The sequence below is a fragment of the Shewanella zhuhaiensis genome (genome assembly GCF_022484835.1).
Lineage (GTDB): Bacteria > Pseudomonadota > Gammaproteobacteria > Enterobacterales > Shewanellaceae > Shewanella > Shewanella khirikhana.
In genome coordinates, this window is sequence record NZ_JAKUDL010000002.1 from 819,560 (window position 1) to 845,048 (window position 25,489).

The 25,489-nt window shown below is 53.8% G+C and carries 20 protein-coding genes and 1 tRNA gene; 10 read left to right on the forward strand and 11 right to left on the reverse strand.

Features of this window, described 5'->3' with window-relative positions:
* Positions 1–75: 75 nt before the first annotated feature.
* On the reverse strand, positions 76–1,875 hold the full coding sequence (locus MJ923_RS09300) for a DUF885 domain-containing protein (RefSeq protein ID WP_240590824.1): 1,800 nt from the start codon (positions 1,873–1,875) through the stop codon (positions 76–78).
* 349 nt (positions 1,876–2,224) lie between these two features.
* Here MJ923_RS09300 and MJ923_RS09305 point away from each other — a divergent pair, with 349 nt between their 5' ends.
* Positions 2,225–2,827 carry a hypothetical protein gene (locus MJ923_RS09305; protein ID WP_126166877.1) on the forward strand — a complete coding sequence of 201 codons (603 nt, stop codon included), beginning with the start codon at positions 2,225–2,227 and terminating at the stop codon, positions 2,825–2,827.
* 2 nt (positions 2,828–2,829) lie between these two features.
* On the forward strand, positions 2,830–5,283 hold the full coding sequence (locus MJ923_RS09310) for a zinc metalloprotease (protein WP_240590825.1): 2,454 nt from the start codon (positions 2,830–2,832) through the stop codon (positions 5,281–5,283).
* A 229-nt stretch (positions 5,284–5,512) separates the two neighbouring features.
* Here the strand turns inward: MJ923_RS09310 and MJ923_RS09315 are convergent.
* From MJ923_RS09315 to astE, 7 genes are all read right to left on the reverse strand, one after another.
* Positions 5,513–5,600: transfer RNA gene (locus MJ923_RS09315), tRNA-Ser, on the reverse strand.
* Between the two features lie 288 nt (positions 5,601–5,888).
* A complete protein-coding gene (locus MJ923_RS09320) occupies positions 5,889–7,889 on the reverse strand; it encodes a methyl-accepting chemotaxis protein (RefSeq protein ID WP_240590826.1) in 2,001 nt (666 codons plus the stop codon).
* Positions 7,890–8,064: 175 nt separating this feature from the next.
* Positions 8,065–9,132: a quinolinate synthase NadA gene (gene nadA, locus MJ923_RS09325; RefSeq protein WP_126166874.1), complete on the reverse strand. Its 1,068-nt coding sequence runs from the start codon at positions 9,130–9,132 to the stop codon at positions 8,065–8,067.
* 170 nt (positions 9,133–9,302) lie between these two features.
* Positions 9,303–10,919 (reverse strand): dihydrolipoyllysine-residue acetyltransferase, encoded by a 1,617-nt coding sequence (locus MJ923_RS09330; protein WP_240590827.1) that lies wholly within the window; start codon positions 10,917–10,919, stop codon positions 9,303–9,305.
* Positions 10,920–10,928: 9 nt separating this feature from the next.
* Positions 10,929–11,906, reverse strand: a complete 978-nt coding sequence (locus tag MJ923_RS09335) for an alpha-ketoacid dehydrogenase subunit beta (RefSeq protein ID WP_240590828.1) — start codon at positions 11,904–11,906, stop codon at positions 10,929–10,931.
* Positions 11,907–11,909: 3 nt separating this feature from the next.
* Entirely contained in the window at positions 11,910–13,088 is a 1,179-nt protein-coding gene (locus MJ923_RS09340; protein ID WP_240590829.1) for a thiamine pyrophosphate-dependent dehydrogenase E1 component subunit alpha, read from the reverse strand.
* A gap of 152 nt (positions 13,089–13,240) precedes the next feature.
* The gene (gene astE / locus MJ923_RS09345) at positions 13,241–14,287 is read right to left on the reverse strand and encodes a succinylglutamate desuccinylase (protein ID WP_240590830.1); all 1,047 of its coding nucleotides are present in this window, start codon (positions 14,285–14,287) and stop codon (positions 13,241–13,243) included.
* A 307-nt stretch (positions 14,288–14,594) separates the two neighbouring features.
* Here astE and msrA point away from each other — a divergent pair, with 307 nt between their 5' ends.
* Positions 14,595–15,089 (forward strand): peptide-methionine (S)-S-oxide reductase MsrA, encoded by a 495-nt coding sequence (gene msrA, locus MJ923_RS09350; RefSeq protein WP_126166869.1) that lies wholly within the window; start codon positions 14,595–14,597, stop codon positions 15,087–15,089.
* Positions 15,090–15,167: 78 nt separating this feature from the next.
* Here the strand turns inward: msrA and pgm are convergent, their stop codons facing one another.
* Complete coding sequence (gene pgm / locus MJ923_RS09355) at positions 15,168–16,826, reverse strand: phosphoglucomutase (alpha-D-glucose-1,6-bisphosphate-dependent) (RefSeq protein WP_240590831.1); 1,659 nt, start codon at positions 16,824–16,826, stop codon at positions 15,168–15,170.
* A gap of 43 nt (positions 16,827–16,869) precedes the next feature.
* Positions 16,870–17,478, reverse strand: coding sequence for a replication initiation negative regulator SeqA (gene seqA, locus MJ923_RS09360; RefSeq protein WP_240590893.1), 609 nt, complete (start codon positions 17,476–17,478; stop codon positions 16,870–16,872).
* A 289-nt stretch (positions 17,479–17,767) separates the two neighbouring features.
* Here seqA and MJ923_RS09365 point away from each other — a divergent pair, with 289 nt between their 5' ends.
* The 6 genes from MJ923_RS09365 to efp all read left to right on the forward strand — a co-directional run bounded on the left by MJ923_RS09365 (position 17,768) and on the right by efp (position 21,640).
* On the forward strand, positions 17,768–18,589 hold the full coding sequence (locus MJ923_RS09365) for an alpha/beta fold hydrolase (protein ID WP_240590832.1): 822 nt from the start codon (positions 17,768–17,770) through the stop codon (positions 18,587–18,589).
* 97 nt (positions 18,590–18,686) lie between these two features.
* Positions 18,687–18,908 (forward strand): DUF2788 domain-containing protein, encoded by a 222-nt coding sequence (locus MJ923_RS09370; protein WP_126166866.1) that lies wholly within the window; start codon positions 18,687–18,689, stop codon positions 18,906–18,908.
* A gap of 7 nt (positions 18,909–18,915) precedes the next feature.
* Positions 18,916–19,188, forward strand: a complete 273-nt coding sequence (ybfE, locus tag MJ923_RS09375; protein WP_126166865.1) for a LexA regulated protein — start codon at positions 18,916–18,918, stop codon at positions 19,186–19,188.
* Between the two features lie 52 nt (positions 19,189–19,240).
* The gene (gene fldA, locus MJ923_RS09380; protein ID WP_126166864.1) at positions 19,241–19,768 is read left to right on the forward strand and encodes a flavodoxin FldA; all 528 of its coding nucleotides are present in this window, start codon (positions 19,241–19,243) and stop codon (positions 19,766–19,768) included.
* An 86-nt stretch (positions 19,769–19,854) separates the two neighbouring features.
* On the forward strand, positions 19,855–21,024 hold the full coding sequence (gene earP, locus MJ923_RS09385; protein WP_240590833.1) for an elongation factor P maturation arginine rhamnosyltransferase EarP: 1,170 nt from the start codon (positions 19,855–19,857) through the stop codon (positions 21,022–21,024).
* 49 nt (positions 21,025–21,073) lie between these two features.
* Positions 21,074–21,640, forward strand: coding sequence for an elongation factor P (gene efp, locus MJ923_RS09390; RefSeq protein ID WP_240590834.1), 567 nt, complete (start codon positions 21,074–21,076; stop codon positions 21,638–21,640).
* A 350-nt stretch (positions 21,641–21,990) separates the two neighbouring features.
* Here efp and MJ923_RS09395 read toward each other — a convergent pair whose 3' ends face one another.
* Entirely contained in the window at positions 21,991–23,373 is a 1,383-nt protein-coding gene (locus MJ923_RS09395) for a Na+/H+ antiporter NhaC family protein (protein WP_240590835.1), read from the reverse strand.
* A 704-nt stretch (positions 23,374–24,077) separates the two neighbouring features.
* Here MJ923_RS09395 and MJ923_RS09400 point away from each other — a divergent pair.
* Positions 24,078–25,292 (forward strand): pyridoxal phosphate-dependent aminotransferase, encoded by a 1,215-nt coding sequence (locus MJ923_RS09400; RefSeq protein ID WP_126166860.1) that lies wholly within the window; start codon positions 24,078–24,080, stop codon positions 25,290–25,292.
* Positions 25,293–25,489 lie beyond the last annotated feature (197 nt).

Sequence of the window (25,489 nt, forward strand, 5' to 3'; positions counted from 1 at the left end):
AAAGCCATTAATAACAGTAACAAACAGACAACAAAAAAGGCCGATAACCGGCCTTTTTTTAAGGTTGACTTCAGCTTACTTCAGCATCAGCTCGCGGACGTATTTTACCGGTGCACTGCCAAAGCTTAAGAAGCTTTCATGGAAGTTGCGCAGGTCGAAGTTGTCCTTGTCTTTGGCCTTGAGCTCTTCACGGAAATCGTAGATCTCACGGTAGCCGGCATAGTAGCTGGTGAGCTGTACCTGGCTTAAGGTGGCGCGGCGCCACTTACCGGCAGCTTCCGCTTCCTGCTGGAAGGCCTCTTCGGTCATCAGCTTCATGGCGGCAGCTTCATCCATGCCTTTCACCTGGATGCTGTAGTCCAGAATGGTGTTGGCAATCACCCGCAGGTTCCACTTGTAGTACATCAGCCACATTTCAGGCTCGAAGTTACCATAGCCCTCTTCCAGCATCATGCGCTCGGTGTAAACCGCCCAGCCTTCTACCATGGCGCCATTGCCAAACAGGCTCTTCACCAGACTTGGGGATTCATTTGAGTACACCAATTGGGTGTAGTGACCGGGAATGGCTTCGTGGATATTCAGTACCTGCAAAATCCAGTGGTTATATTCACGCAGATATGACTCGGCCGATTCATCGGACATGCCATCCAGCGGGGTGACGTTGTAGTAAGTGTTGCCGCCTTTATCGTAAGGGCCAGGGGCACTGATGGACGCACCGGCGTAGCCGCGCATGTATTCAGGGGTTTCGCGCACCACCAAAGGCTTGTTCGGATCCAGGGTGATGAGTTTCTTGTCGTTGACGAATTTCACCAGCTCAGGAATTTGCGCCCTCACCTCATCAACAAAGTTGTCGCGGGCCACATGACGGGCCGACAGTTTGTCAATCAGCATGCGGGTAGCAAGTTTTTTATCATCCGGCATTGGTGATTCAAAATACTTGGGCCACAGCTCAGTAGTTATCCGCGCCATTTCACCGTGTACCCGCTCCATGTCGGCCAGTGCCTTCTCGTACAGGGCTTTGGCAGTCATACCCGATTGAATATCCAGAGCAAACTTCTGCTCATACAACGCTTCGCCAATCCGAAAATCACGGGCGCCGCCCTGCTTGAGCGCATCGACCTTTTGCTTGAGCCAATCGATATGGGTTTGCACTGCCGCTTTGGCAGCCTCAAAACGAGTGGTAAACAGAGCTTTCTCGGCATCGGTCAGGCCCGACTGGGCCACTTTTTCGGCCAGCTCGTCATTGAACACCGAAAACGCCCCCTGATTTTGCATCAGCGCAAGCTCGGTGTGCTCCAGCGTCGGATCCTCAATATTGGCGCGGGCCGCAACATAGTAGGCAGGCACAGCATCGAGACGCATCACCACAGAGCGCAGACGTTCATCCAGCGGCGCAAAGTCTTCATTGATGATCTGGGCAAAGCCGCCGGCAACGTTGTAACCGGATGGATCCCATTGCCAGGATTTAAATGTGGTGATTTCCCACTCGAAGCTATTGAGCAGGTTTTCAATGAGCCGGTAGTCAATCTGTTCGCTGGTGGACAGCGCCTTGGTATCAAAGGCCGTTAACTTAGCGCGCTGGCTGCTGACAAAATCGAGTGTTTTCTGACGATTGCTGTCATCTGGCACGTCAAGAATGCCATCGTATTTGTGATACCCGCTGTAGAGCGCCCAGGTGGGCGCCACTTGCCACAGGTTTTCAATAAACTGGCCGCTGAAGGCGGCAAAATCCTGCGCTTGGGCGACCTGGGTGCCTGAGGCTTCAACCTGAGGCTTGGCATTGGCAGTAGTGGATGATGAATTGGTGGCATCGTTGCAGCCACCCAGAACGAGCCCGGCAAGGGACAAGGCGATGGCAAGAGTAGACTTCTTCATGGTTCTTCCTGTAACGCGTTTTGACGTCGTAAGCCGACGCTTTGTTGTTTGAATTGCCCAAGTAAACCATTAATGGCGCTGTTTTTTAAGTAGCAACACCTTTTGTTACCAATTATCAATCCACTATGGCGATATAACAGGCCTGCTACGCTGGTCCGATTAGTTTTTAAGCAAGTCGGCAACGCTCCTTTTGTATTAGCAAAGTACAAAATGCTACGACTTTTCTCGTGCCAAACCCCATCCGCATGTGGTGTTTTAAAACGCATCTGTTAACGCAATGTTGTGCCCTTTGTAGCGCGTTAACAGCCAAACGGAATAGAACTCTTACAACAACTTTGGAGGATTTGGAATGAGACATGGTCACATGCTCAGGACAATGGTGCTGTCAGCTGCCATCGCAGGCTCCCTGGCGCTTGCCCCGCAAGCCCTGGCGCAAAAACATCTGAAACAAAATCTGCAGGACATGGTCAGCGCATCAGCCAACATCATCGCCGGCCAGGTGCTGTCGGTAACCGATGGCTTCGATAACAAAAACCGCCCTTACACCGAAATCACCATCAAGGTGGGTCAGGATGTGAAAGGCAAATATGCCGAAGGTGCCACCTACAGCTTCCGTCAGTTCGGTCTGCTCAAGCCCAAGTCTATGGGTAACGGCAAGGTCTATCTGGGCGTATCACCTGAAGGCTTTGCCAAGTGGCAGGTGGGTGAACAGGTTATCGCCTTTATGAATCCTTCTCTTGGCGGCGGTTTGAACTCAACCGTGGGCCTGGAGCAAGGCAAGTTTGTGGTCAGCAACGGCAAGGTACAAAACCAGCTGGGTAACCTTGGTCTGTTTGAAGACATGACCGCGCAGGGTCTGAGCCCTGAAGAAGCGAATTTGCTGACCACCAATGGCGCCGTTGACTCGGCCGCCTTTATGGGCCTTGTGGGCAAACTGGCCGGAGGACAATAACAATGAAATCGACCAAAATCGCCACCGCCGTGTCTTTGGCCATGCTTGCTGGCAGCGCCTTCGCCGGCGGCCCGCTGTACATCCATGACAAGACCATGCAGCCCTACAAGTGGGATACCACCAAGGGTGCCATTCCTGTGTATACCGATGGTGGCCCTGTTGTACCCACCAAAGACGGTGGCACTGCCCAGGCCTTCACCGTCGACTACGATGGCACTGCCTTCTTGACCATTGAGCAGGCCAACAAGGTCACAGCCGATGCGGTGGCCGAGTGGACCAACGTGGCCACTTCTACCTTCGCCATGACAGTTCAGGGCACCATTGCCGAGAAAACCGGCATTGCCGACGTGAACGAAACCAACGTCGACCAAATCTACAACGCCGAAAACGGTTATGGCTTTTGGGTAAACTACGACACCGATGGTCAAATTCTTGAGCAGTACTTCGGGATCCCGCGCAATCAGGTACTGGGTATCGCCTTTCCTGAGTGGGCCAATGAAGAAACGGGTGAAATCACCGAAGCGACCGCGCTGATGAACGGCTGGTTTGTGGACGTGAGCGATACCGAAGGCAAGCAGGTGGGCGGCGTATTCACCCACGAGTTTGGCCACGCCATCAACATGTCGCACTCACAGGCCAACGGCCACCTGACCTATATGTCAGCCGCCTACCGCCCACAGTACGACGGCGTACCGGGTTGTGCCGGTGTGAACACCTATACCAGCGCCAGCCAGATAGCTCCCGATACCATTGAAACCATGTTCCCCTTCATTAACGTGCGCGGCGCCCAGGGTGCCAACCAGCACACGGTGAACATCAAAGACGATATCGTGAATATCTCGGATCTGTACCCTACCCCTGAATACAAAGCCTCCTACGGCAGCATCAGCGGTACCCTGTACACCAAGGAAGGCATTGAGTATTCAGGCGTGAACATGGTTGCCCGCAACCTGGACAACCCACTGTACGACGTGATCACTCAGCAGTCAGGCAACCTGACCCAGGGTAAAGTCGGCCCCGACGGCAAGTTTGTGATCAACGGCCTGACCCCGGGCGGCCGCTACGTGCTGTACACCGAGTCCATCAACGCCGGTGGTTACCCAACCCGTCAAACCGCCATTGTGTCTGAGCCTGAGTACTGGAACGACGGCGAAAGCGCCAATCCTGCCACCGACAGCGCCTGTGCAGTAACCCCGATTGTGGTGGCCGGCGGCGAAACCAAAGAAGTCAGCATGTATTTCAATGGTTACACCGATGGTATTCAGTACACGCCACTGGTGCAGGCCTTCATCACCGATTTGTCCAAAAACGGTAAGCAAGGCATGGGACAGGCAGGTACCACCCCCTTCCTCTACGACAGCACCAAGAAAGCCGTGTTTGAGCTGCACCCAGCGGGCGCTGCGGTCAAGGTAGGCTCTGCCGCTATGAACAAAAATGCCACCAAGGCCAGCGTAATGGCTGACTTTACCGGTAACGGCATTGGCGAAGCGGCCATTTGGGACCTTAACAGTAACCATCTGACCCCGATTGGCGACCTCAACGGTAACACCTGTGGCGGCAGTGGTCAGTCTGGTACCAACTCCTCCTATCCATGGGATATGGACGATACCGGTGACACAGTTGTGGGTACCGGCTATATCGATGTCGACGGCAACGGCAGCTGTCAGTCGTCCGGCAAAGGCGAAGTGGTGCCATTCAAGTGGACCAAGAAAGGCGGCATGCAACAACTACCCTATGAGCTGCCTGGCTTTGTGCAGTGGGTTCGCGCCGACCGCGTATCCGGCAACGGCGAAACCGTTACCGGCACCAACTCCGGCTACAAGCAAGTGGCCTGGGTCAACGGCGAGTTTGTTGACACCTACAGCCGCTTCGGCGCCCGTGACAGCTCTGCAATTTCCCGTGACGGCAAGCGCATTGCGTTTGGCTCCAGCGAAGGTGTGAAGGTGTGGAACACCGCCACCGACGACATGGAAATGCTGGGTTCACTGCGTTGGTGTGAGCAGGTACCATTCAACCACTTCTTCTATGGCGACCTTTGTGCTCAGGGTTATACCCATGAGACACTGGTACCGCTGGTAGGCATGCCGCCAATGGTACTGCTGGATGCCACTGACGATCTGTCGATGATCTCTGTACGTGCCGGCGGCTTCTTTACCGGCTTTATGGGTGGTCTGTACATTGAGGGTATGGGTTGGATTAGCCTCGAGCAGTTCTTCGGCAAGCAAGGCGTGGTAGAAGCGTCACAAATCACCATGGACAACCCATTTGCCCTGAGCGGCAATGGCTCAGAAATGATGGGCGGCCTGGCCGGAGCTACCATCACCTTCGCCGTGGATCAGAACAAGGCCTTTGTGTGCGATAACGGCACCGATCGCGAACTGTCGTTCCCCAAACAAGTGGTTCAGGCTGTTCAGGCCGGCGCCGAGTTTGGTCGCTGTGCCCACATCAATGACTAATCAGTGATTTGCTCTAATTTACTGCTACTTGTTAAAAAGCCCGGTTAATCCGGGCTTTTTCTTTTGCTGCGGTTGTCAGTGGCGGTTTGGGTTGGGTTTTAGGGCCAATGGTTATCGATGTCGCTTTACAAAGCGACAACACCATAGCTGATTGCTCAGCTTCAGAAGCAATCGATGCAAACGCCCAAAGCAAAACGGGGTTCGCGTTTGCGAACCCCGTTTCAGAATGTGGCGGTGAGGGAGGGAGTCGAACCCTCGATACGTTTCCGTATACACACTTTCCAGGCGTGCTCCTTCGGCCACTCGGACACCTCACCATATTGTCTGTCGTCAGTCAGCGCGTTGCTTTCCCCTGTCGACGGAGCGGTACTTTACGCAAATGCCCTTCCAGGGTCAAGGGAAAAACCAATTATTTTTATCGTTTGCGCACTTGCTGAGCAAAGCGATGCTTTTGCGGGCATTTCGCTCAAAAATCCGCATCTTATGTGCTGTTTTGAACAGCTTTAGTGTGGATGGATTGGTTATTTTCTTAAGCGCTTTGCTAATGATGATTACTCAAAAAAGAACGGGCTTTTGCCCGCTCCTTTTACCGCAACCGAACCCTATTAGCCTTTTGATAGGGAGAAGCGTGAGACTTCCTGGCTCATGGCGTTGACTGCATTCAGCAAATCATCGTTAATGCGCCCAAGCTCGTCTGCTACCCTGTGGGTGCTTTGGTAGATTTCACTTATTCTGAGCGCGTTGCGGTTTACCTCTTCTGCCACTGCGCTTTGTTCGTGGGTGGCCGCGGCGATTTGCTCATTCATGCTGTCTATCACACCGACGTATTGCACAATGCGGCTTAGCTCTTCTCCGGCATGGACTATCTCCTCCACGCAGGCATGGGCCTGGCTTTGACCGCGGGCCATGGCCTCTACGGCCACCTTGGCGCCGTCTTTCAAACGCTCGGTCATGGTGCGGATATCGGTTGTGGACGACTGAGCGCGCTGGGCAAGCGAGCGCACTTCATCGGCTACGACGGCAAAGCCGCGCCCCATCTCACCTGCCCTGGCCGCTTCAATGGCGGCATTAAGCGCAAGCAGATTGGTTTGCTCGGCGATGCCACTTATCACCTCGAGCACACTGACAATGCCCTGAATATCTTCATCGAGCTGGGAGATAGCCGCTGCGGCGGCGTTGATGTCACTGGCGAGGCTTCTGATGGTATCACCGGTATTGCCCACTTCGGTGTTGCCGGTCTGCGCCTCTTTGTTGGCTTTACCGGACGCCGAGGAGGCTTCAACCGCATTGGAGGCAATCTCGCTCACGGTAGCGCTCATCTCAGTCATGGCGGAGGCGACCTGCTCTGCCTCTGAGTGACCAAGGGCAACGTCCTGGCGCATCTGATTTGAGTGGGTCTCCATACGCTCCACGGCGTTGGTCACCGTCTGGCTGTTGCGCTTAACCTGCACGATAACCGCTTCAAAGTCGTTCATCATGCCGTTAAAAGCGGCGCCGAGCCTGCCCAGTTCATCCTGGCTTTGCAGCTCAATCCGGGTAGAAAGATCAAACTCCTCTTTTGCACGGCGCATCTTGCCTTCGATGTGGGAAATCCCCTGATGCAGGAAGCCCATTACCGAGAAGCCCATAAGCACCACCACCGCCAGCACCAACAGCAGTGATACCAGCACCACGATAAAATGGAAGTTTGCCACGCTGAGGCGGTTGTCGGTTTGGGCATCGAGTGCCTTGGCGAGGTCCTGCTCGAATTTATACAGCAGGTTTATCCGCGCGGTGGATGCCTTAAACCAATCTTCTGGCGCTGTGGCCGCTATCTTACTGTTGTCCTGCGACAGGGCGATTTCACGGAAGCGGGTAACTTCTTTAATTTCGGCCTGCTGCTGCAACTGCTGCCAACTGGTGTTTTGATCGGCCGTTGCCAGGGCGCGGAACCGCTCGCCATAGCTGTCCTGCTCGGACATAAGTTTCACGGCGCGAGTAAAGACGCCTGGCTTAAAGCCATCATTGCCGAAGGTGGAAGACAGTACGGCCCGCTCTATCCCTGCGCGTTCTTTCATCTGCAGATAGGCACTGAAGGCGGCCGAGGCAATGGAGATGTCTTTGTTGGAGCCAATCTTAACAATGTCATCCACGGTACTGAGCAACGACGCGTTAAGGTTGGTGTAGAAGGCCACCTGATCCGGCACGCTGATCCCCAGGCTATCGATGCTGGCACGAATTTGCCCAAGGCGTCCGAGCTCAACGCGGATGCGGCCTATTTCGTCGCTGACTTTTTTCGGGAAGCTCTTGCCCTGGGTGTAATTGTCCAGTGCCCTCAGCCTTTCATCGGTGAGTCCGCGCTGGGACGGCAATTGCGCCTTGAACTTGGTGCCGCCTGAGCCGAGGAAGCCCGCGCTCATGCCACGTTCCTTTTGCAGCTCGTGTACCAGCGCACTGTTGGTTACTGCAAGCTCAGTCAGCAATTGTACCTGCTCGAGGGAGTTTTGCTCTTCCACCCGCTCAGCCAGCAAGATGCCACCGTAAATGAGATAGCCAAGGAGCGGCGGCATAAATACCAGCATAAGCTTGGTTTTTAAACTGAGGCTCGCAATCCATCGCATGTTCATAGGGGTTCCCTTCAAGTTGATGAAACAGAGAGTTTGTCGGGTGGTATATGGAGTTTAGAGGTATAAGTGTAGTCGTCATATACCCCTTTGGTCTGGGCTACCTGGGTAAATATAGCCCACAAAAAACCCGCCGAAGCGGGTTTTATGACATAGTTCAAACTTTTTGCGATAAGACTCAGGCGTTGCCCTTAATTTGCATATTCAAGGTCTTGGCAAAATCGAGCATGCGATCGAGTGGCAGCTTGGCGCGCTCACGCAGTGACTCATCCACAAAAATCTCATGGGTGGCGGTGTCAGTGGCAGACAATGCCGCTTCAATCGCCTTAAGGCCGTTCATCGCCATCCAGGGGCAATGGGCGCAGCTCTTACAGGTTGCGCCGTTACCGCCGGTTGGGGCTTCAATCAATGTCTTACCGGGGGCAGCCTGCTGCATCTTGTAGAAGATGCCCTTGTCGGTGGCCACGATAAAGGTATCGTTCGGCAGGGTTTGCGCGGCCTTGATAAGCTGGCTGGTCGAGCCTACGGCATCGGCCATTTCCACCACGCTGGCCGGTGACTCTGGATGCACCAGCACAGCCGCATCCGGGTACTGGATTTTAAGCTCGCGTAGCGCCTTGGATTTGAATTCGTCGTGAACGATACACTCGCCCTGCCACAGCAGCATCTCGGCGCCGGTTTGCTTGGCGATGTAGCTGCCAAGGTGTCTGTCAGGGCCCCAGATGATTTTCTTGCCTTCGCTGTCCAGGTGCTCAACAATTTCAAGGGCAATGCTGGAGGTGACCACCCAATCGGCACGGGCTTTTACTGCAGCAGAGGTGTTGGCATACACCACCACAGTGTGGTCTGGGTGAGCATCACAGAAGGCACTGAAGGTTTCGATGGGGCAACCCACATCCAGGGAACAGGTGGCTTCCAGCGTTGGCATCAGCACGGTTTTTTCCGGGCTTAAGATTTTGGCGGTTTCACCCATGAACTTCACACCGGCAACAATAAGGGTTTGCGCGGGGTGGTCACGGCCAAAGCGGGCCATTTCAAGCGAATCTGATACGCAGCCGCCGGTTTCTTCTGCCAGCGCCTGGATTTCGGGATCTGTGTAGTAGTGCGCAACCAGCACGGCATCGCGTGCTTTCAAAAGCGCCTTGATTTTTTCTTTGTATTCCAGCTTCTGCGCATCCGAAAGTGGGATGGGCTTGGGCGGAAATGGATACTGAATGGGTTCCAGAATGGGGGCTTGTTGACTCATGCTAATTCCGACAACACACGACTTCGGCGCATTATACGTAAAGCCAGGCAAAAGATTAAGGTGTTTTGGCCGATAGCCACTCGCTTATCCGCAATGCCAACCTTCGGACCACGGCTACAGATAACAAAAAAGCGCCCGCAGGCGCTTTTAAAAAGACATGAAGATGAGTTTCAGCGCATGGCCAGCAGCATATCTTCTGGCTGCTCCAGATACTGCTTCCACAGGTTACAGAAACGGGCAATGGTGCCACCATCGATAACTCTGTGGTCGCCGCTCCAGCTCACCTGCATTATCTTGCGCGCCTGCACGCTGCCATCGGCGGCAAAGCGTGGCAGTGTTTGCAACTTACCCAGTGCCACAATGGCCACTTCGGGCTTATTGATAATAGGTGTAGCCACAGTGCCGCCCAGGGCGCCAATGTTGGAGATGGAGATGGTGCCACCTTTAAGATCCGCCGGGGTTACCCGGCCACTGCGGGCCGCCTCGGTCAGGCGGGTGATTTCGCGGGCCACATCCAGAATCGACTTGCTCTGCACATCTTTCACGTTAGGCACCAAGAGGCCCACTTTGGAGTCCACCGCCATACCTATGTTGTGGCTGGCCTTATAGGTCAGCTCGGTGCAATCGGCATTCACCTGACTGTTGACCACCGGAAACTCGCTGAGAGCCAGTGACAGCGACTTCATGAAGAAAGGCATCATGGTCAGCTTCAAATCGTCACTGCTGTACTTGGCCTTCATGCGCTCGCGCAGGGCAACGAGATCTGTAAGGTCAATTTCTTCACAGTAGGTAAAGTGCGGAATGCTGGAGACTGAGTCCATCATCTGCCGCGCCATGGCGGCTTTTACGCCGCGAATTGGCTCAACTCGGTCACCCGCTGCAGGCTGTACCTGGGCCGCCACTGCGGGCGTCTGAGAAGTAACCGCCTGAGTAGCTGTTGCTTGAGCTGCTGGCGAAACGCCACCCTTCAGGTACTGCTCAATGTCTTCTTTGTACACACGGCCATGCTTACCGCTGCCCGGCACCTGCGACAAATCCACGTCCAGGCTGCGGGCCATGCGGCGCACCGCAGGGCTTGCCAGTGCCTTGCCATTCCCATTCACAGCAGCGGTAGCCGGAGCAACACGCTCAGCCTGGCAGGTTCTTGCCGCATCTGCCGACACGGCAGTCGCTGCCGCAGCTGTGGCTACCGGATGCTCAGCTTCCACCTCGATGGCGTAAAGCGGTGCATGCACCTTGGCAAGCTGTCCCTTGCGATAATGCAGGGCGACAATTTTACCTGCTTTCAGGGCGGGGATCTGTACCAGCGCTTTATCTGTCATCACATCGGCAATAGGCTGATCTTCTTCGACCATATCACCTTCGTTTACCAGCCACTCGACCAGCTCACATTCCACAATGCCTTCACCAATGTCGGGCAGCAGGAATTCTTCCACTTGCTTACCGGCACTCGCTGCAACGGCAGTGGCAGCGGGCGCAGCTGACGCGGCGGCAGGCGCGGTTTCAGCACTGGTTTCAACCGGACCCGCTGGCGCATCGGCGCCCTCGCCTTCGATTTCAACGGCGTACAAGGGTGCATGCACCTTGGCGATTTCACCCTTGGCGTAATAAAGCTTGCTGACCACACCGGCAAAGGGCGCCGGGATTTGCACCAGGGCTTTGTCGGTCATCACGTCACAAATGGGCTGATCTTCGGCAATCTGGTCGCCTTCGCTCACCAGCCATTCAACCAGCTCACACTCGACCACGCCTTCACCGATGTCCGGCAAAATAAAATCTTTAATCATACCGGGCTCCTAGAAGTTGACGCTGGCCTTGATGGCTTCAAAGGTCTTGAGCGCATCCGGCATATATTCTTTTTCGTGGATAAGTGGATACGGGGTATCCAAACCACAAACCCGGGCGATGGGCGACTCCAGATACAGGAAGCACTCTTCCTGAATAGTCGCCGCGATTTCGCCGGCAAAGCCACCAGTAAGCGGCGCTTCGTGGTTAATCAGCAAACGACCGGTCTTTTTCACCGACTCGGCTACTGTGTCCACATCCCAGGGTGCCAGGGTGCGAAGGTCGATGATTTCACAGGAAATACCTTCTTTTTCTGCCATTTCGGCAGCTTTTTCGACGATTTCCATCTGCGCGCCCCAGGCGAGCAGCGTGATGTCTTTACCTTCTTTCACTACTTCGGCCTTGCCCAGTGGCAGCTCATAATCGCCTTCAGGCACTTCGCCAACGCTGGCACGGTACAGACGCTTGGGCTCGAAGAACACCACAGGGTTTTTGTCGCGGATAGACGCCAGCAGCAAACCCTTGGCCTGATGGGCGTTACGGGGCACAACTACCTTCAGACCCGGGGTCTGGGTGAAATAGGCCTCAGGCGACTGAGAGTGATAATGACCACCGGCAATACCGCCGCCGTAGGGAGTGCGATACACCAGGCCGCCCACATTGAACTCATTACCTGAGCGATAACGGAACTTGGCGCTCTCGTTCACAATCTGGTCGAACGCCGGGAAGATGTAATCAGCGAACTGGATTTCCGCCACAGCGGTGGTGCCATTCGAGGCCAGACCATTGGCAAAACCGGCTATCCCCTGCTCGGTCAGCGGGGTGTTAAAGCAGCGGTCCTTACCGAAGCTGTCCTGCAGGCCGGAGGTGGCGCGAAACACACCGCCAAAGTGGCCCACGTCTTCACCGAACACCAACATGCTTGGGTCTTTTTCCATCGCAATGCGCAGGGCACTGTTGATGGCTTGCAACATATTCATTTCAGCCACGGCTTAGAGCCTCCCTGCAGTTTTTGGATAAGCTTGCGGATACTTTTTCACGTGCGCCTTCAGCGTCTCCAGCTGCTTTTTCAGCTGCGGCGTTGGCTCATCGTAGACATCCTCAATAATCTCATCGATGCGGGGGGCCGGAATTTTCTCTGCCACTTTTACTGAGGCCAGTACTTCTTCGCGGTATTTCTCGTACATGGCTTCATCATCGGCCTCGGCGAGCCAGCCTTTATTGATAAGCCACAGCTTGAATCGCTTAACCGGGTCGTGCTCACGCCATTTGGCTTCTTCTTCCTTGGAGCGGTAACCGGAAGGGTCGTCCGATGAAGAATGGGCACCGAGTCGATAGGTCATGGCTTCAATCAGCACAGGTGCGTTGTGCTCAAGGGCATAGGCACGGGCCTGCTGGGTGGCGGCAAGCACCGCCAGCATATCGTTGCCGTCAACGCGGATGGTATGCATGCCGTAGCCCACACCGCGGCTGGCAATGCCGTTACCGGCAAACTGCTCTTCGGTGGGGGTGGAAATGGCGTAGCCGTTGTTACGGCAGAAGAAAATTACCGGCGCTTTCAGCACCGCAGCCATGTTCAGACCGGCGTGGAAGTCGCCTTCAGAAGCTGCGCCTTCACCAAAGTAACAAATGGCGACATTGCGCTCGCCTTTCATTTTCAGGCTGTAACCCACGCCGGTGGCCTGCGGGATTTGAGTGCCCAGTGGCGAGGAAATGGTTTGATAATGCAGCGCTGCCGTACCGTAATGGATCGGCATCTGGCGGCCTTTACCGAGATCTTTTTCGTTACTGAACATCTGGTTCATAAACTGTTCGGTGGTAAAACCGCGATAGCGCAGGGCGGCGTGCTCGCGGTATTGTGCCAGGATAACGTCTTTGTCATCCAGGGCAGCTGCGCTGCCGAGAATAGCGGCTTCTTCACCGGTACAGGTCATGTAAAAACTGATACGACCCTGGCGCTGTGCACCCAACATGCGCTCATCCAGCACCCGGGTGAACACACAGGCGTCATAGATGCGCTTGGCAAGGGCTTCGTCGATTTGCGGGAGAACGGCTTCCTCGTAAGGCGTACCGTCGGCCTGAAGGATCTTGAGAATGGGGATGTGCAGCGACTCCCTGTCGAGGAAGGAGACCTTATGCACAGTCTCTTGGTTTGTTGTTGCGTTGCTCATATTCTGCTCTTGTTATCATTGTGGCCGGGCACAACCAGGCCTGTATGTAAAACGCGGGATGAACATTACGTTAACGTAAACTACCTGACAATCATTACACTATGACGGGGGACAAGTTTCCCCCGAATGCATGTATTAATTGCTTTACAGCCTTATTCCACGTGTGGATTTACCGCGGGTACCAGCATGATCACAGTGCGCTGGCCAATAGGCACCTTGGCATTGGGGAAGACCACAGCTTCGGTTTCCTGCTCAATCAGTATGTCCTTACCGGCCTGACGGGCAATCACATGGCCACGGGGGAAGGCGGTAAAGTTCTCTACATCGGTGCTGAAGGTAAATTCAAAGTCGTCGGCTTCCTTATTAATGACCCTGCAAACCTGGTAGAGGTTCACCTGAGTGGCATCAAAGGCTGGCAATTCCAGCGGCTCAGTACAGATAAGGCGCTTGAACATTTCGCGGGTGCTGTCGAACTTGCTCATGTCGTTCTGCCCCATGGGATACACCTTGCCAAGCTCTATGGTAAAGGCGTCGGCGCGGAACAGTTCGGAGGAGAAATAACTGAAAGTTGTGGTCGGTTCGTGGTGGAACAGCACGGTATCTACGCCGCTCGCCGCCAGGAACATAATTTGCTCGCCACTGAAAGCGCGGCCGGGTCGATAGGGGTAAATAGCAAACTTTTCATGCTTTGAGCCGCGGATGGCAGTGTGCAAGTCGTAATGAATTCGCTGCCTGCCTGCGCCGATTGCCGCGCCTTCGCTGAAGAAACGGGTGACATAGGCCTCAAGCTTTTTGGCTCTTACCCGCTCAGGGTTTGACAGCCCGGGGCCACGGCTGTGCTCACCGCTGAAAAGGCGGTTCATGTTTTCATCTACGATGCGGGTGCCATTGTTGATGGCGGCCGGGTTACCAATCAGGAACAGAACCCGCTCTTTTACCTGCAAACGCCCTTCCAGCAGATCCTGAATAAGGCCATTACAAAGCTCAATTGGCGCAGTTTCGTTGCCGTGCACTCCGCTTGAGAGCACCACATCTTTTTGGCTGTTGCCACCTGCTGGTTCAAACAGCAGTACGCCTGTATCCCAAAGGCTTACTTTGGTGTGGCCATGCAGAAGTTGGGGGGCTATGGGGTCCAGGTGTTCAGGATTTGACAGGGTGAGATGCAAAAAGTCTTTGCAGCCTTGCAGTAGGTTAAGCACTTGGGGTCTCCTTTCTCTGAGGAAGGGGCGAAGACAGCTTCACGCCTTCCCTAAGGCTTTGCTTGCTGATAACTGCCTGTTGGCCGGACAGTACAGCCGAGCGGCAGACAACTGTTATGCAGTCAAACCGGCAGCAATCCGTGAGGCCATGCAGTTTTTTGTGCCAATACTATCACAGCTATTTAAGCCTGATCTCAATCATTTAGCCATTGCCACGCCGGAGTTGATAACAAAGCCGCCTCGCCCTATTGCATTTACGACAAAGTTTCATCACAATTTAGCCGTCCAGACATCCATAGAGGTTTCCATGTCACAATCCAGTTCATCATTTGCCACATTCGGCGCCGGCTGTTTTTGGGGTGTAGAGTATTTTTTCCGGCAGATCCCGGGCGTGATCAGCGCCACCTGCGGTTACATGGGCGGTAACGACAAATATTCCCGCTATGAAGATGTAAAAAAAGGCATCACCGGCCACGCCGAAGTGGTGCAGGTTGAATTCGATCCAAGTCAGGTGAGCTTTGACGATTTGCTGCAGGTGTTTTGGAAAAACCATAACCCAACCAGCCTCAACCAACAGGGTGGCGACATAGGCACCCAGTATCGCAGCACTATCTTTTTCCACGACAAGCTGCAAAAAGAGCAGGCAGAAGCGTCCAAACTTGCCCTCGCCCGCTCTGGTCGCTGGGGTAGCCGCCACATAGTGACCGAAATCGTACCGCTGCAAACCTTCCACGTGGCCGAAGAGTACCATCAGAATTATCTCGATAAGAACAACCTGCCCAGTTGCCATATTGAATACTGAGCCTATGTGGCTCCAAATGTACATCCAGAGATAAAAAAACGCGCCATGGGGCGCGTTTTTTATTGTGAAGTAAAGCGTTTAGATTTTAATGGCCTTGAGCGCCGCACCGAGAATAGCCTGTGCATCGGCAATCAGCTCAGCGAGATGGGCCTCGCTGACAAAGCTTTCAGCGTACAGCTTAAACAGCGGCTCAGTGCCCGATGGTCTGGCGGCAAACCAGCCTTTGTCGGTGCACACCTTGATACCGCCAATGGCAGCATCGTTGCCCGGCGCCCTGGTCAGCACCGCGGCTATCTTGTCACCGGCAACAGCGTCTGCCCCGAGGGTTTCAGCATTCAGCGCAGCAAACTTGGCCTTCATCTTGGGGTTTAGCGGGCTATCGATACGTTTGTAGAAGCAGCGGCCATGCTCGGCAACCAGCTCTTCATACCGCTGGGCTGGGGTTTTCCCTGTCACAGCAAGAATTTCAGCCGCAAGCAGTGCCAGAATGAAGCCGTCTTTATCGGTACACCAGGTAGTGCCATCCATTTTAAGGAAGGCTGCACCGGCGCTCTCTTCTCCGCCAAAGCAGACACTGCCATCGGCCAGACCATCGACAAACCACTTAAAGCCCACCGGCACTTCCATCAAAGGCACCTGATGGGCGGCGCAAACCTTGTCGATAAGTGAACTCGACACCAGGGTCTTACCCACAGCTAAGGTTTTGGCCCACTGGGGTCTGTGGCCCAGCAGATAGTCGATGGCAACGGCCAGATAATGGTTCGGATCCATAAGACCAGTGCCCGGGCATACGATGCCGTGGCGATCGTAGTCAGGATCGTTGCCAACACAGATATCAAACTTGTCTTTATGTACCAGCAGGCCGGCCATGGCATGGGGCGATGAGCAATCCATGCGGATTTTGCCGTCTTTATCCAGGGTCATAAACCCGAAAGTCGGGTCCACGCTGTGATTAACCAGAGTGATATCAAGCCCATATTGTTTGGCGATCGGCTGCCAGTAATGAATACCGCTGCCACCCAGAGGGTCAACCCCAATACGCACGCCAGCTTTGGCGATGGCGGCCAAATCCACCACTTGCGCAAGGTCGTTCACGTAGGGCGCTATCAAATCTTTATGCTTTAAAAACGGCAGCGTTTGCGCAATGCCGTAGTTAACCCGCTTCACACCATCGAGGGCATGCAGCAGATAGTGATTGGCACGTTTTTCAATCCAGCCGGTGATCTCGCCTTCAGCCGGGCCGCCATGGGGCGGATTGTACTTGATGCCCCCGTCCTGGGGCGGATTGTGGGATGGCGTGATGATAATGCCATCGCAAAGTGCAGCGGCATTGCTCTGGCCACAATTGGCGGCAACAATGGCCTGGCTGACCACAGGCGTTGGGGTAAAGCTGTCATTGAGCTGGGCAATCACGCACACATGGTTGGCAACCAGCACTTCAATGACCGACAGGTAAGCAGCCTGCGACAACGCATGGGTATCCATTCCCAAATACAGGGCGCCACCGATCCCGGCCTGAGTACGCCAATCCACCACAGCCTGTGCAATGGCCAGAATGTGCTGCTCGTTAAAACCTTTATGGAACGCGCAGCCACGGTGGCCGGAGGTGCCGAAGCTGACTTTCTGGGCCGGATCGTTTACATCCGGTACCAGGCGGTAATAGTGGCTCATCAGTTTGGGGATATTAACCAGATCCCCTTGCTGGGCGGGCTTGCCCGCGCGGTCATGGATTGCCAAGACGTGTAATCCTTTATTCAGTCATCCAAAACGTGTGGCTCAATCAGGCCAGTGCCAATTCACCGAGGGATTTGGCGCGCACAGGATCGCAGCCAAGCTGCAGCAGGGCTTCTTCCAAAATGGTGCGTTTTTTCGCGGTATTGTTATTGGTGGTTACCCAAAAACCACTACAACCAATCTCTTTTGGGTTGGCCGATTTACTGGCCTTAAGCAGTGCATCTTTGGAGGTGGCAAAGTAGAGGCGATCGCGCCCCTGGATTTGCAGCACCTGCTCGAAACGGCCTGGAGCGGCAGCGTGCAGGCACTCCAATGCGTACAGGAAACGGCCTACGGCGCCTTTTTGCGCATCGAGGCTGGTTTCGCTGAGTAAGTTGGCGAAGTCGATATCGGCTGACTGCTCTGCTTTTGCCTCGATGACAGCCGCTGCTACCTGAGCCGCAGAAGATGGCGCCTCAGCGGCCTTAATCGCGGCAGTTTCCACGGGTGGGGTTTCCATGCTGGGCTCACTGATATCGACGGGGGCAGCTTCGGTGATTTCGGCGACCGACAGTCCCAGCAGACGCCTCAGAATGTCGGAGGCACTCTCGCCAATACGTTCGGTTTTGCCGGCTATGTAGCGATAGAGCTCTTCATCCACTTCTATATATTTCATCACCAATGCTTTCCTTTTGTATTCTCTGGCGGCTTTCTTTGAAGCCGACTCGCCGAAGAAAGCCCAGTGTAAGCCACTCCAACAGATTGATAAAGCGCTCCAAATTGAAAAGCGTGTCCAAGTTCGGCTAACTTGGCAGCGCCTGGGTTTAAACGGGTAAAAAATAGCCGCGCCGGCCAGTGTCTGGCCGCAAACAGGGCGAAAATACCAGCGCGCCTTGCACCTATTCGCCCCAAAAGGCAAAATTGCCCTCCTTTTATTCAGCCGCAACAGGTAACAGGCGCAGGATATGCAAGCCACAGAGCACCAGTTACAGGCATCACAGCCGCAGACACTTAATTACGGCACCCAGGGGCAAGGTGAGGATGTCATCCTCGTCCATGGGCTGTTTGGCGATCTGGACAACCTCAAGGGCCTCGGTCAGGCGCTGGAAGAGCACTACCGGGTCACCCGAATCGATGTACCCAATCACGGCCAAAGCCCCCATTGGGATCATATGGATTACCCTTCCCTGAGCCAGGCGGTGGTTGCACTGATGGATGAGCTTGGGATTGAGAAAGCCCATCTGGTGGGTCACTCCATGGGCGGTAAAATTGTGCTCGCCACGGCCCTTGACCACCCAGAGCGGGTCAAATCTGTCGTGGCCGCCGATATTGCACCTGTGGCCTATCTGCCACGCCATCAAAAGGTATTCGATGCCCTCACCTCGCTGCCGCTGGATGGCAGTGTCGATCGCAAAGCTGCCCTTGCCCATGTGCTTGGCAAAGGGGTGGATGAAGGCACGGCCCAGTTTCTGTTAAAAAGCCTGCGCCGCGCCGATGAGGGGTTTTATTGGCGGATGAATCTGAGCGGCCTTATCAGCGCTTACGATGCGATTATTGGCTGGCCTTTTGAAGATAAACGTTTTGACGGCGCAACCTTGTTTATCCGTGGCGAAGACTCAGACTACGTCAGCGCCGACCACAGGGATGCGATACTGGCGCAATTTCCTAAGGTGCAGCTTAAATCCATTGGCGGCGCCGGGCACTGGCTGCATGCGCAAAAGCCCGCCATCTTTAACCGCCTGGTGAAAAACTTTCTGGACAGCCAAAGCCCTGAGGCGCTTGGGTAAAGGCTATAGCAGGCGCTAATATGATGTGATATATTCGCGCCTCCTTTTCAAGACCGGGTTTTTCGCCCACACCAGGACACGAACGGAGTAAGCCTCGATGTTAGCTCAGCATATGCAGCAGATTGAAACCTTGGGTCTGAATCTGTTTTTTGCTGCCATATTCTTTTTCATCGGTATGGCCATCCATGATGTGCTCAAACAGGGAAACGTGCCTAAATTTGGCCGTTATATTGTTTGGTTGGTGCTGTTTTTGGGCTGCGCCGGTTTTATCGCCAAAGGTATCATCCAGATGACATGGGAAGGTGCCGGTATAGGTTAACTCGACAATGGCAAAAGAAGCAGCAGACAGAACAACAATCGATCTCTTTGCCGATGAGAAGCGCCGTGGACGTCCAAGAAGCAATCCTCTGCCCCGTGAGGCGCAGCTGAGGATTAACAAACGGAACCAGATCCAACGGGACAAGGCAAAGGGCCTGAAACGAATAGAGTTAAAGGTGTCACAAGATTTGTATGACGCCTTGAACGAAAAGGCGCTGGCCAGTAACATCAGCCGCAGCCAATTAATCGAATGCATTCTTAAGCAGGTTTTTGACGATTGAGTCAAAAGTCGCAGATGACGCGCAATCGCAACTGATATTTAAAGGAAAGACAATGGCTACTGTAGGTCTTTTTTTCGGCAGTGACACAGGCAATACCGAAGCTGTCGCCAAGATGATCCAGAAAAAATTGGGCAAGCACATGGTAGATGTCAAAGACATCGCCAAGAGCACCAAGGAGCAGATCGCTGATTTCGATCTGCTGCTGTTCGGGATCCCAACCTGGTACTACGGTGAAGCTCAGTGTGACTGGGATGACTTCTTCCCTGAACTCGAGCAAATCGACTTCACCGACAAACTGGTAGCCATTTTCGGCTGCGGCGATCAGGAAGATTACGCCGAGTACTTCCTCGATGCCATGGGCATGGTACGTGACATCGTTGAAGCCCGTGGTGGCATCATCGTTGGTCACTGGCCAACCGCCGGTTACAACTTCGAAGCCTCTAAGGCGCTGGTAGATGACGACCACTTTGTGGGCCTGGGCATCGACGAAGACCGTCAGCCAGAGCTGACCGAAGAGCGTGTCGAAAAATGGGTTAAGCAGGTATACGAAGAGATGTGCCTGGCCGAGCTGGAAGACTAATTCCAGACTCCCACAATATCAGCGGCGCTTTGGCGCCGCTTTTTTATCAGTGATTTTCACCCCTTAAGCCCATACGCAGCGCCCTGATGAATAACGACACTCAAGCAACCCGTCCAAGCCACTGGGACATCTTTTGCGCCGTCATCGACAATTATGGCGATATAGGTGTCACCTGGCGTTTATCCAAGCAACTTGCCCGTGAATACGGCATTGCCGTCAATCTGTGGGTGGATGATGTAAACAGTTTTGCCCACATTCTGCCGGGGCTTGACCCAAGCATCCCAAGCCAGCGGTTCGATGGCGTTACCATTAAGCAGTGGCAGCAGCCGCTTAGCCTTCCCTATATTGCCGGTGACGTGCTGATTGAAGCCTTTGCCTGCGAGCTGCCCGATGAAGTCAAGACTGCTGTCAGCAGCACGGCCAAAGCGCCTGTGTGGCTCAATCTTGAGTATTTAAGCGCCGAAGATTGGGTTGATGGCTGCCACGGCCTGCCATCGTTTCAACCAGGCGGCATCAATAAATACTTCTTTATGCCGGGGTTTACCGAGAAAAGCGGCGGCCTGATTTGCGAGAAGGACCTGTTTGCCGAGCGCGATACCTGGCAGGCTGATCCCGCTAACAAGTTGACACTGTTTGAAAAGCTCGGTCTTACTGGCATCAGCGCTGACGACATGGTTATCAGTGTGTTCAGCTATGAAACAGACGCCCTGCCCGCCCTTTGTGAACTGCTTGCGAGCGGTGATAAGCCAGTGCACATGCTTATTCCAAAGGGCCGCAGCTTCAACAGCCTTAGCACGCTGCTGCCTTGCCCTGTGGCCGAACTCGTGCCCGGAATGCAAATCCACCACGGCAACCTTTGTATTCACGTGCTGCCAATGACAGATCAGCAAGGTTACGATCGGCTGCTGTGGAGCTGTGATTTCAATATTGTCAGGGGCGAAGACTCCTTCCTGCGCGCCCAATGGGCAGCCAAACCCTTTATTTGGCACATTTATCAACAGGAAGAAGACTATCACCTGGTAAAATTAGAAGCTTTTATGCGCCTTTACTGCGATAATCTCGACTCTGAGATTGCAGATTGCTGGAAAAAACTGAACCTTGCGTTCAACCAGCAACAGGCGAGTGCCATGCAACAGCACTGGCGCGACATCGAATCCTTCGCTTTGCCCTTGCTGGCTCATGCCAAACAATGGCCAATCGATGCACTAAAGACGACTGATCTGGCTTCGCGGCTAGTGCAATTCGTCAAAAAATAGTTAAGATACCGCCTTAAAGTAAAACGCCCAAGATATAGGAAATTTAGTAATGAAAACTGCTCATGAAATCCGTCCAGGTAACGTGATCATGTTTAACGACAGCCCATGGGTTGTTCAGAAGACTGAAACCACCCGCTCAGGCCGTAACGCTGCTATCGTTAAAATGAAGCTCAAGCACGTACTGATCGACTCTTCTACCGAGACCACCTTCAAGGGTGAAGACAAGATGGACGTTATCGTTCTCGAGCGTCTGGACTGCACCTACTCTTACTTCGCCGATCCTATGTACGTATTCATGGATTCTGAGTACAACCAGTACGACGTAGAAGCCGACAACATGGGCGACGCTGCCAAGTACATCGTTGACGGCATGACCGAAGAGTGCCAGGTAACCTTCTACGAAGGCAAAGCCATCTCTGTTGAACTGCCAACCACCATCGTTCGCGAAGTGGGTTACACCGAGCCAGCCGCCCGTGGCGACACCTCTGGTAAAGTAATGAAGCCTGCCAAAATCGTTGGCAGCGATATGGAAATCATGGTTGCCGAATTCGTTAAAGAAGGCGACAAGATTGAAATCGACACCCGTACCGGTGAATTCAAGAAGCGCGTAAACTAATTACCCTTCTTTGAAGCAAAAGCCAGCCCTGTGCTGGCTTTTTTGTTGCCCGAAACCAAAGCAATGCAAAGCGCCGTGCAAGCCTGTAACAGCGATTGAGCCCACTCTTTGGGCTCAGGCCTATTCGTGAAGCAGCAGCATCTATAACGCCCGGCTGCTGGCCTTTTAAGCGCATATCTATGCGGCTATCAAGCCGCTGAAGACCTTCCCGTGTTAAGGTGCCCCAGACCAAAATCTAATCTGACCGCCGTAAAGGAGCGACCGCTATCCAGCCATTGATGTTCGCCAAATATCAGACATAAAAAAACACCCGGCAAGCCGGGTGTTTACTGTGAGTTGCGCGATGCGCCTTAAGCGAGCAGGATAAAGCCCACAAAAGCGAAGGCAGCGGCAATCAGCGCATAGGGCAGCTGAGTCACGGCGTGGCTCACCAGATTACAGCCAGAGCCCTGTGCGGCCAGTACCGTCGAGTCTGAGTAGAAACACGCCTGGCTGCCGAAGGACGATGCTGACAGCAGTGCACCAATCACCAGCGCGGTATCGGCGCCCACGGCATTGGCCAGTGGCATCACGATAGGAATGGTTACCGCAAAGATACCCCAGCTGGAGCCGGTAGCAAAGGCCAGAACCGCCATCGCCAGGAACACCACCGCAGGCAGCATCTGGGCAGTCATGTAGGGGCTCAGGGTATCGATAACATACTGAGGCAGCAGCAGCTGATCGCACACATCTTTAAAGATAAAGGCGGCGATTACAGTGCCAATGGCAGGCAGCATGCTCTTAAAGCCGTCAATCATCTGATCCATCATCTCAGACAGTGGCATCAGCTTTTGTACCGCGTAGTAAGGCAGAGTAACCACCAAAGTCGCCAGCAGGCCTTTCCAGACGTCGATATCGAAATACACTGTGAAGGCAACCAGCAGGCCCAGCGGCACCAAAAAGTTGTGCAGCTTACCTTGCTTGTCGGCATGCTCGAACTCGTCTTCAATGGCTTTTACGGCGTACTCGTCAGAGGTTTGCACTTCTTCCCAGTCAACCTGCTCCTTGGCAGGCTCGCCCTTGGCAGCAGCAAGTTCCGCTTTTTTCATCGGGCCGATGGCAGGCACTACGCCAATCACAACCAAAAGCACCATGATGACCGCAAGCCAGGCGTACAGCATGTAAGGAATGGCCGACATGTACACGCTGATGGCCTCGCCTTCGGCGGCAACACCGTTATCGACCAAAAGACCACCAAAGAACACGGCCCAGGTTGACAGCGGCACCAACACACACACAGGTGCGGCGGTGGAGTCCACCACATAGGCCAGCATTTCGCGTGACACTTTAAATTTGTCGGTTACGCGCTTCATGGTTTCACCCACGGTAAGCGCATTGAGGTAATCGTCGATAAAGATCACCAGACCGAGCACAAAGGTCATAAACAGCGAAGATTTACGGCCTTTGGCCAATAAAATGGCTTTTCGGCCGAAGGCCAGCGCGCCGCCGGTACGTACCAGCAGTGCAATCAGGGCACCGAAGCTGCCACACACCAGAATAAGCCAGCCGATGGTTTCATCCTGCATCACCTTCAAGGAGGCATCGGCAAAGTTACCGAGCACAGAAGAAGGATCCAGCAAGAGCAAACCGGCAATGGCGCCGATGATCAGAGCAAGAATTGGACGACGCAGCCAAATGGCCAGCGCCAGCACCACCATGGGTGGGATCAGACTTATCGCTGTCGGTTCAGACATGCAAACAGGTCCTCTATCAGGGCCCAACAGGGGCAAAGGTTTTTGGGTGCCGGCGCCCAGAGGACCTTATTCACTCCCGGGCACCGAATTCGCTGCTTTATTATGGGCATACCGCCAGTCGGTCAGGTTACTGCTGCCGCTTTTGTTCGTGCCTGGGTAAAAACATCGGGCAGAAAAATAATGTGCATCGTCCGACCAGTCAACCAGAAATTCCATTCAGGTGAACATTTTTTTAAAAACTCGAACGAAACCTATAAATATTCCTTTAATTTAAATAAGTTAGATATAAGCAAAAGAAATGAATTTCACCTTGCTTATGCGAATATCCATGCGTCCAAAGCGCCGCTTTCGCCGCAGCGGTAGATTTCAACCGCTTGCTCGCCGCACAGTCCACTGGGAAAGCACTTCACGACAAAGACCTCATACCAAAAGCGGATGAAAAGCTGGCTAAGAAACCTTAAACAACGCCGGGTTTTGGCAATGCACGCTTAAAAGCATCACCAAAACAGCATATATCACTTTTTTAACAGCTTAAATACCGAATCAATCAGGATATTTTACTGAAATAATTTCATAAAATTTGAGATTATCCTCTTTTCGCACTTTGGGAATTTGGGTATTGTAATTGACCGCGCGGCACACTTATGTCGGCGGCCACATTGACAATATCAGGCACAGCACCAGACAGGATCCAGAGGTAACGGATGCATCCCATCATCAAGTCCAACAAATTAGATACCGTTTGCTATGACATTCGCGGACCGGTACATAAAGAGGCCCGTCGTCTCGAAGACGAAGGCCACAGGATCCTGAAACTCAACATTGGTAACCCGGCCCCATTCGGCTTTGAAGCGCCGGAAGAAATTGTCCGTGATGTGATTCTGAACTTACCCAGCGCCCAGGGCTATTGTGAATCCAAAGGCCTGTTTTCGGCCCGTAAAGCCATAGTGCAGCATTATCAGTCCCAGGGCATTTTCGGGGTCGATATTGAGGATATCTACATCGGCAATGGCGTGTCTGAGCTTATCGTGATGGCGCTGCAGGGGCTGCTTAACAGCGACGATGAAGTGCTTATCCCCTCACCCGACTATCCACTGTGGACTGCGGCCGCCAATCTCGCCGGAGGCAAAGCGGTCCATTATCGCTGTGATGAAGATTCCGACTGGTTTCCGGATCTTAACGACATCAAAGCAAAAATCAGCCCGCGCACCCGCGCCATTGTACTGATAAACCCCAATAACCCCACCGGCGCAGTCTACTCCAAAGAGTTGCTGCTGGATGTGGTTGAGCTTTGTCGCCAACACTCGCTCATCCTGTTTGCCGATGAGATTTACGACAAAATCCTTTACGACGATGCCAAACACATTCCGATGGCCAGTCTGTCCGATGACATTCTTACCGTGACCTTCAATGGCCTGTCCAAGGCCTACCGGGCTGCGGGCTTCAGGGTCGGCTGGATGATGCTCTCCGGCAACCTTAAAGCCGCCAAAAGCTATATCGAAGGTCTGGATATGCTGGCCTCTATGCGCCTTTGTGCCAACGTACCCAATCAGCACGCGGTGCAAACCGCCCTGGGTGGCTACCAGAGCATTAACGAGCTGATCCTGCCAAACGGCCGCTTAAGTGTGCAGCGTGATACCTGCTTTGAATATCTGAACAGCATTCCCGGCGTCAGCTGTAAAAAGCCCAAGGGCGCCCTGTATGCTTTCCCCAAGCTCGATGCCAAACGCTTTAATCTGCGTGACGATGAGCGCCTGGTGCTCGACTTATTGAAGGAAAAGAAAATCCTGCTGGTTCAGGGCAGTGCTTTTAATTGGCCGGAACCGGATCACCTGCGGGTGGTGTTCCTGCCCCACAAGGAAGATTTGGAAAAGGCCCTGATGGCCTTTGGCGAGTTTTTGGAAAACTATCGTCAGTGATTGTTGGCAAGCTTTCGCCAATGATGTTGGGAAAGCTTTCGCCGGCACGCTGTCAGTGAGCCCATCAACAACCAAATAAATCCCAAGCACCGCACCTGCGGTGCTTTTTAAGGCTGTCATTCCCGCCCAGCCAAGGCTCACATTGGAATGAAAAAGTCGACTGCCCTTTTTGGCTAAGTTGCTGTAAAGTTGAACTA

Excerpts from the sequence above, each read along its gene's own strand:
- MJ923_RS09300 (WP_240590824.1), bottom strand. The coding sequence starts at position 1,875 with ATGAAGAAGTCTACTCTTGCCATCGCCTTGTCCCTTGCCGGGCTCGTT.
- MJ923_RS09305 (WP_126166877.1), top strand. The coding sequence starts at position 2,225 with ATGAGACATGGTCACATGCTCAGGACAATGGTGCTGTCAGCTGCCATC.
- MJ923_RS09310 (WP_240590825.1), top strand. The coding sequence starts at position 2,830 with ATGAAATCGACCAAAATCGCCACCGCCGTGTCTTTGGCCATGCTTGCT.
- MJ923_RS09320 (WP_240590826.1), bottom strand. The coding sequence starts at position 7,889 with ATGAACATGCGATGGATTGCGAGCCTCAGTTTAAAAACCAAGCTTATG.
- nadA (WP_126166874.1), bottom strand. The coding sequence starts at position 9,132 with ATGAGTCAACAAGCCCCCATTCTGGAACCCATTCAGTATCCATTTCCG.
- MJ923_RS09330 (WP_240590827.1), bottom strand. The coding sequence starts at position 10,919 with ATGATTAAAGATTTTATTTTGCCGGACATCGGTGAAGGCGTGGTCGAG.
- MJ923_RS09340 (WP_240590829.1), bottom strand. The coding sequence starts at position 13,088 with ATGAGCAACGCAACAACAAACCAAGAGACTGTGCATAAGGTCTCCTTC.
- msrA (WP_126166869.1), top strand. The coding sequence starts at position 14,595 with ATGTCACAATCCAGTTCATCATTTGCCACATTCGGCGCCGGCTGTTTT.
- seqA (WP_240590893.1), bottom strand. The coding sequence starts at position 17,478 with ATGAAATATATAGAAGTGGATGAAGAGCTCTATCGCTACATAGCCGGC.
- MJ923_RS09365 (WP_240590832.1), top strand. The coding sequence starts at position 17,768 with ATGCAAGCCACAGAGCACCAGTTACAGGCATCACAGCCGCAGACACTT.
- MJ923_RS09370 (WP_126166866.1), top strand. The coding sequence starts at position 18,687 with ATGTTAGCTCAGCATATGCAGCAGATTGAAACCTTGGGTCTGAATCTG.
- ybfE (WP_126166865.1), top strand. The coding sequence starts at position 18,916 with ATGGCAAAAGAAGCAGCAGACAGAACAACAATCGATCTCTTTGCCGAT.
- fldA (WP_126166864.1), top strand. The coding sequence starts at position 19,241 with ATGGCTACTGTAGGTCTTTTTTTCGGCAGTGACACAGGCAATACCGAA.
- earP (WP_240590833.1), top strand. The coding sequence starts at position 19,855 with ATGAATAACGACACTCAAGCAACCCGTCCAAGCCACTGGGACATCTTT.
- efp (WP_240590834.1), top strand. The coding sequence starts at position 21,074 with ATGAAAACTGCTCATGAAATCCGTCCAGGTAACGTGATCATGTTTAAC.
- MJ923_RS09395 (WP_240590835.1), bottom strand. The coding sequence starts at position 23,373 with ATGTCTGAACCGACAGCGATAAGTCTGATCCCACCCATGGTGGTGCTG.
- MJ923_RS09400 (WP_126166860.1), top strand. The coding sequence starts at position 24,078 with ATGCATCCCATCATCAAGTCCAACAAATTAGATACCGTTTGCTATGAC.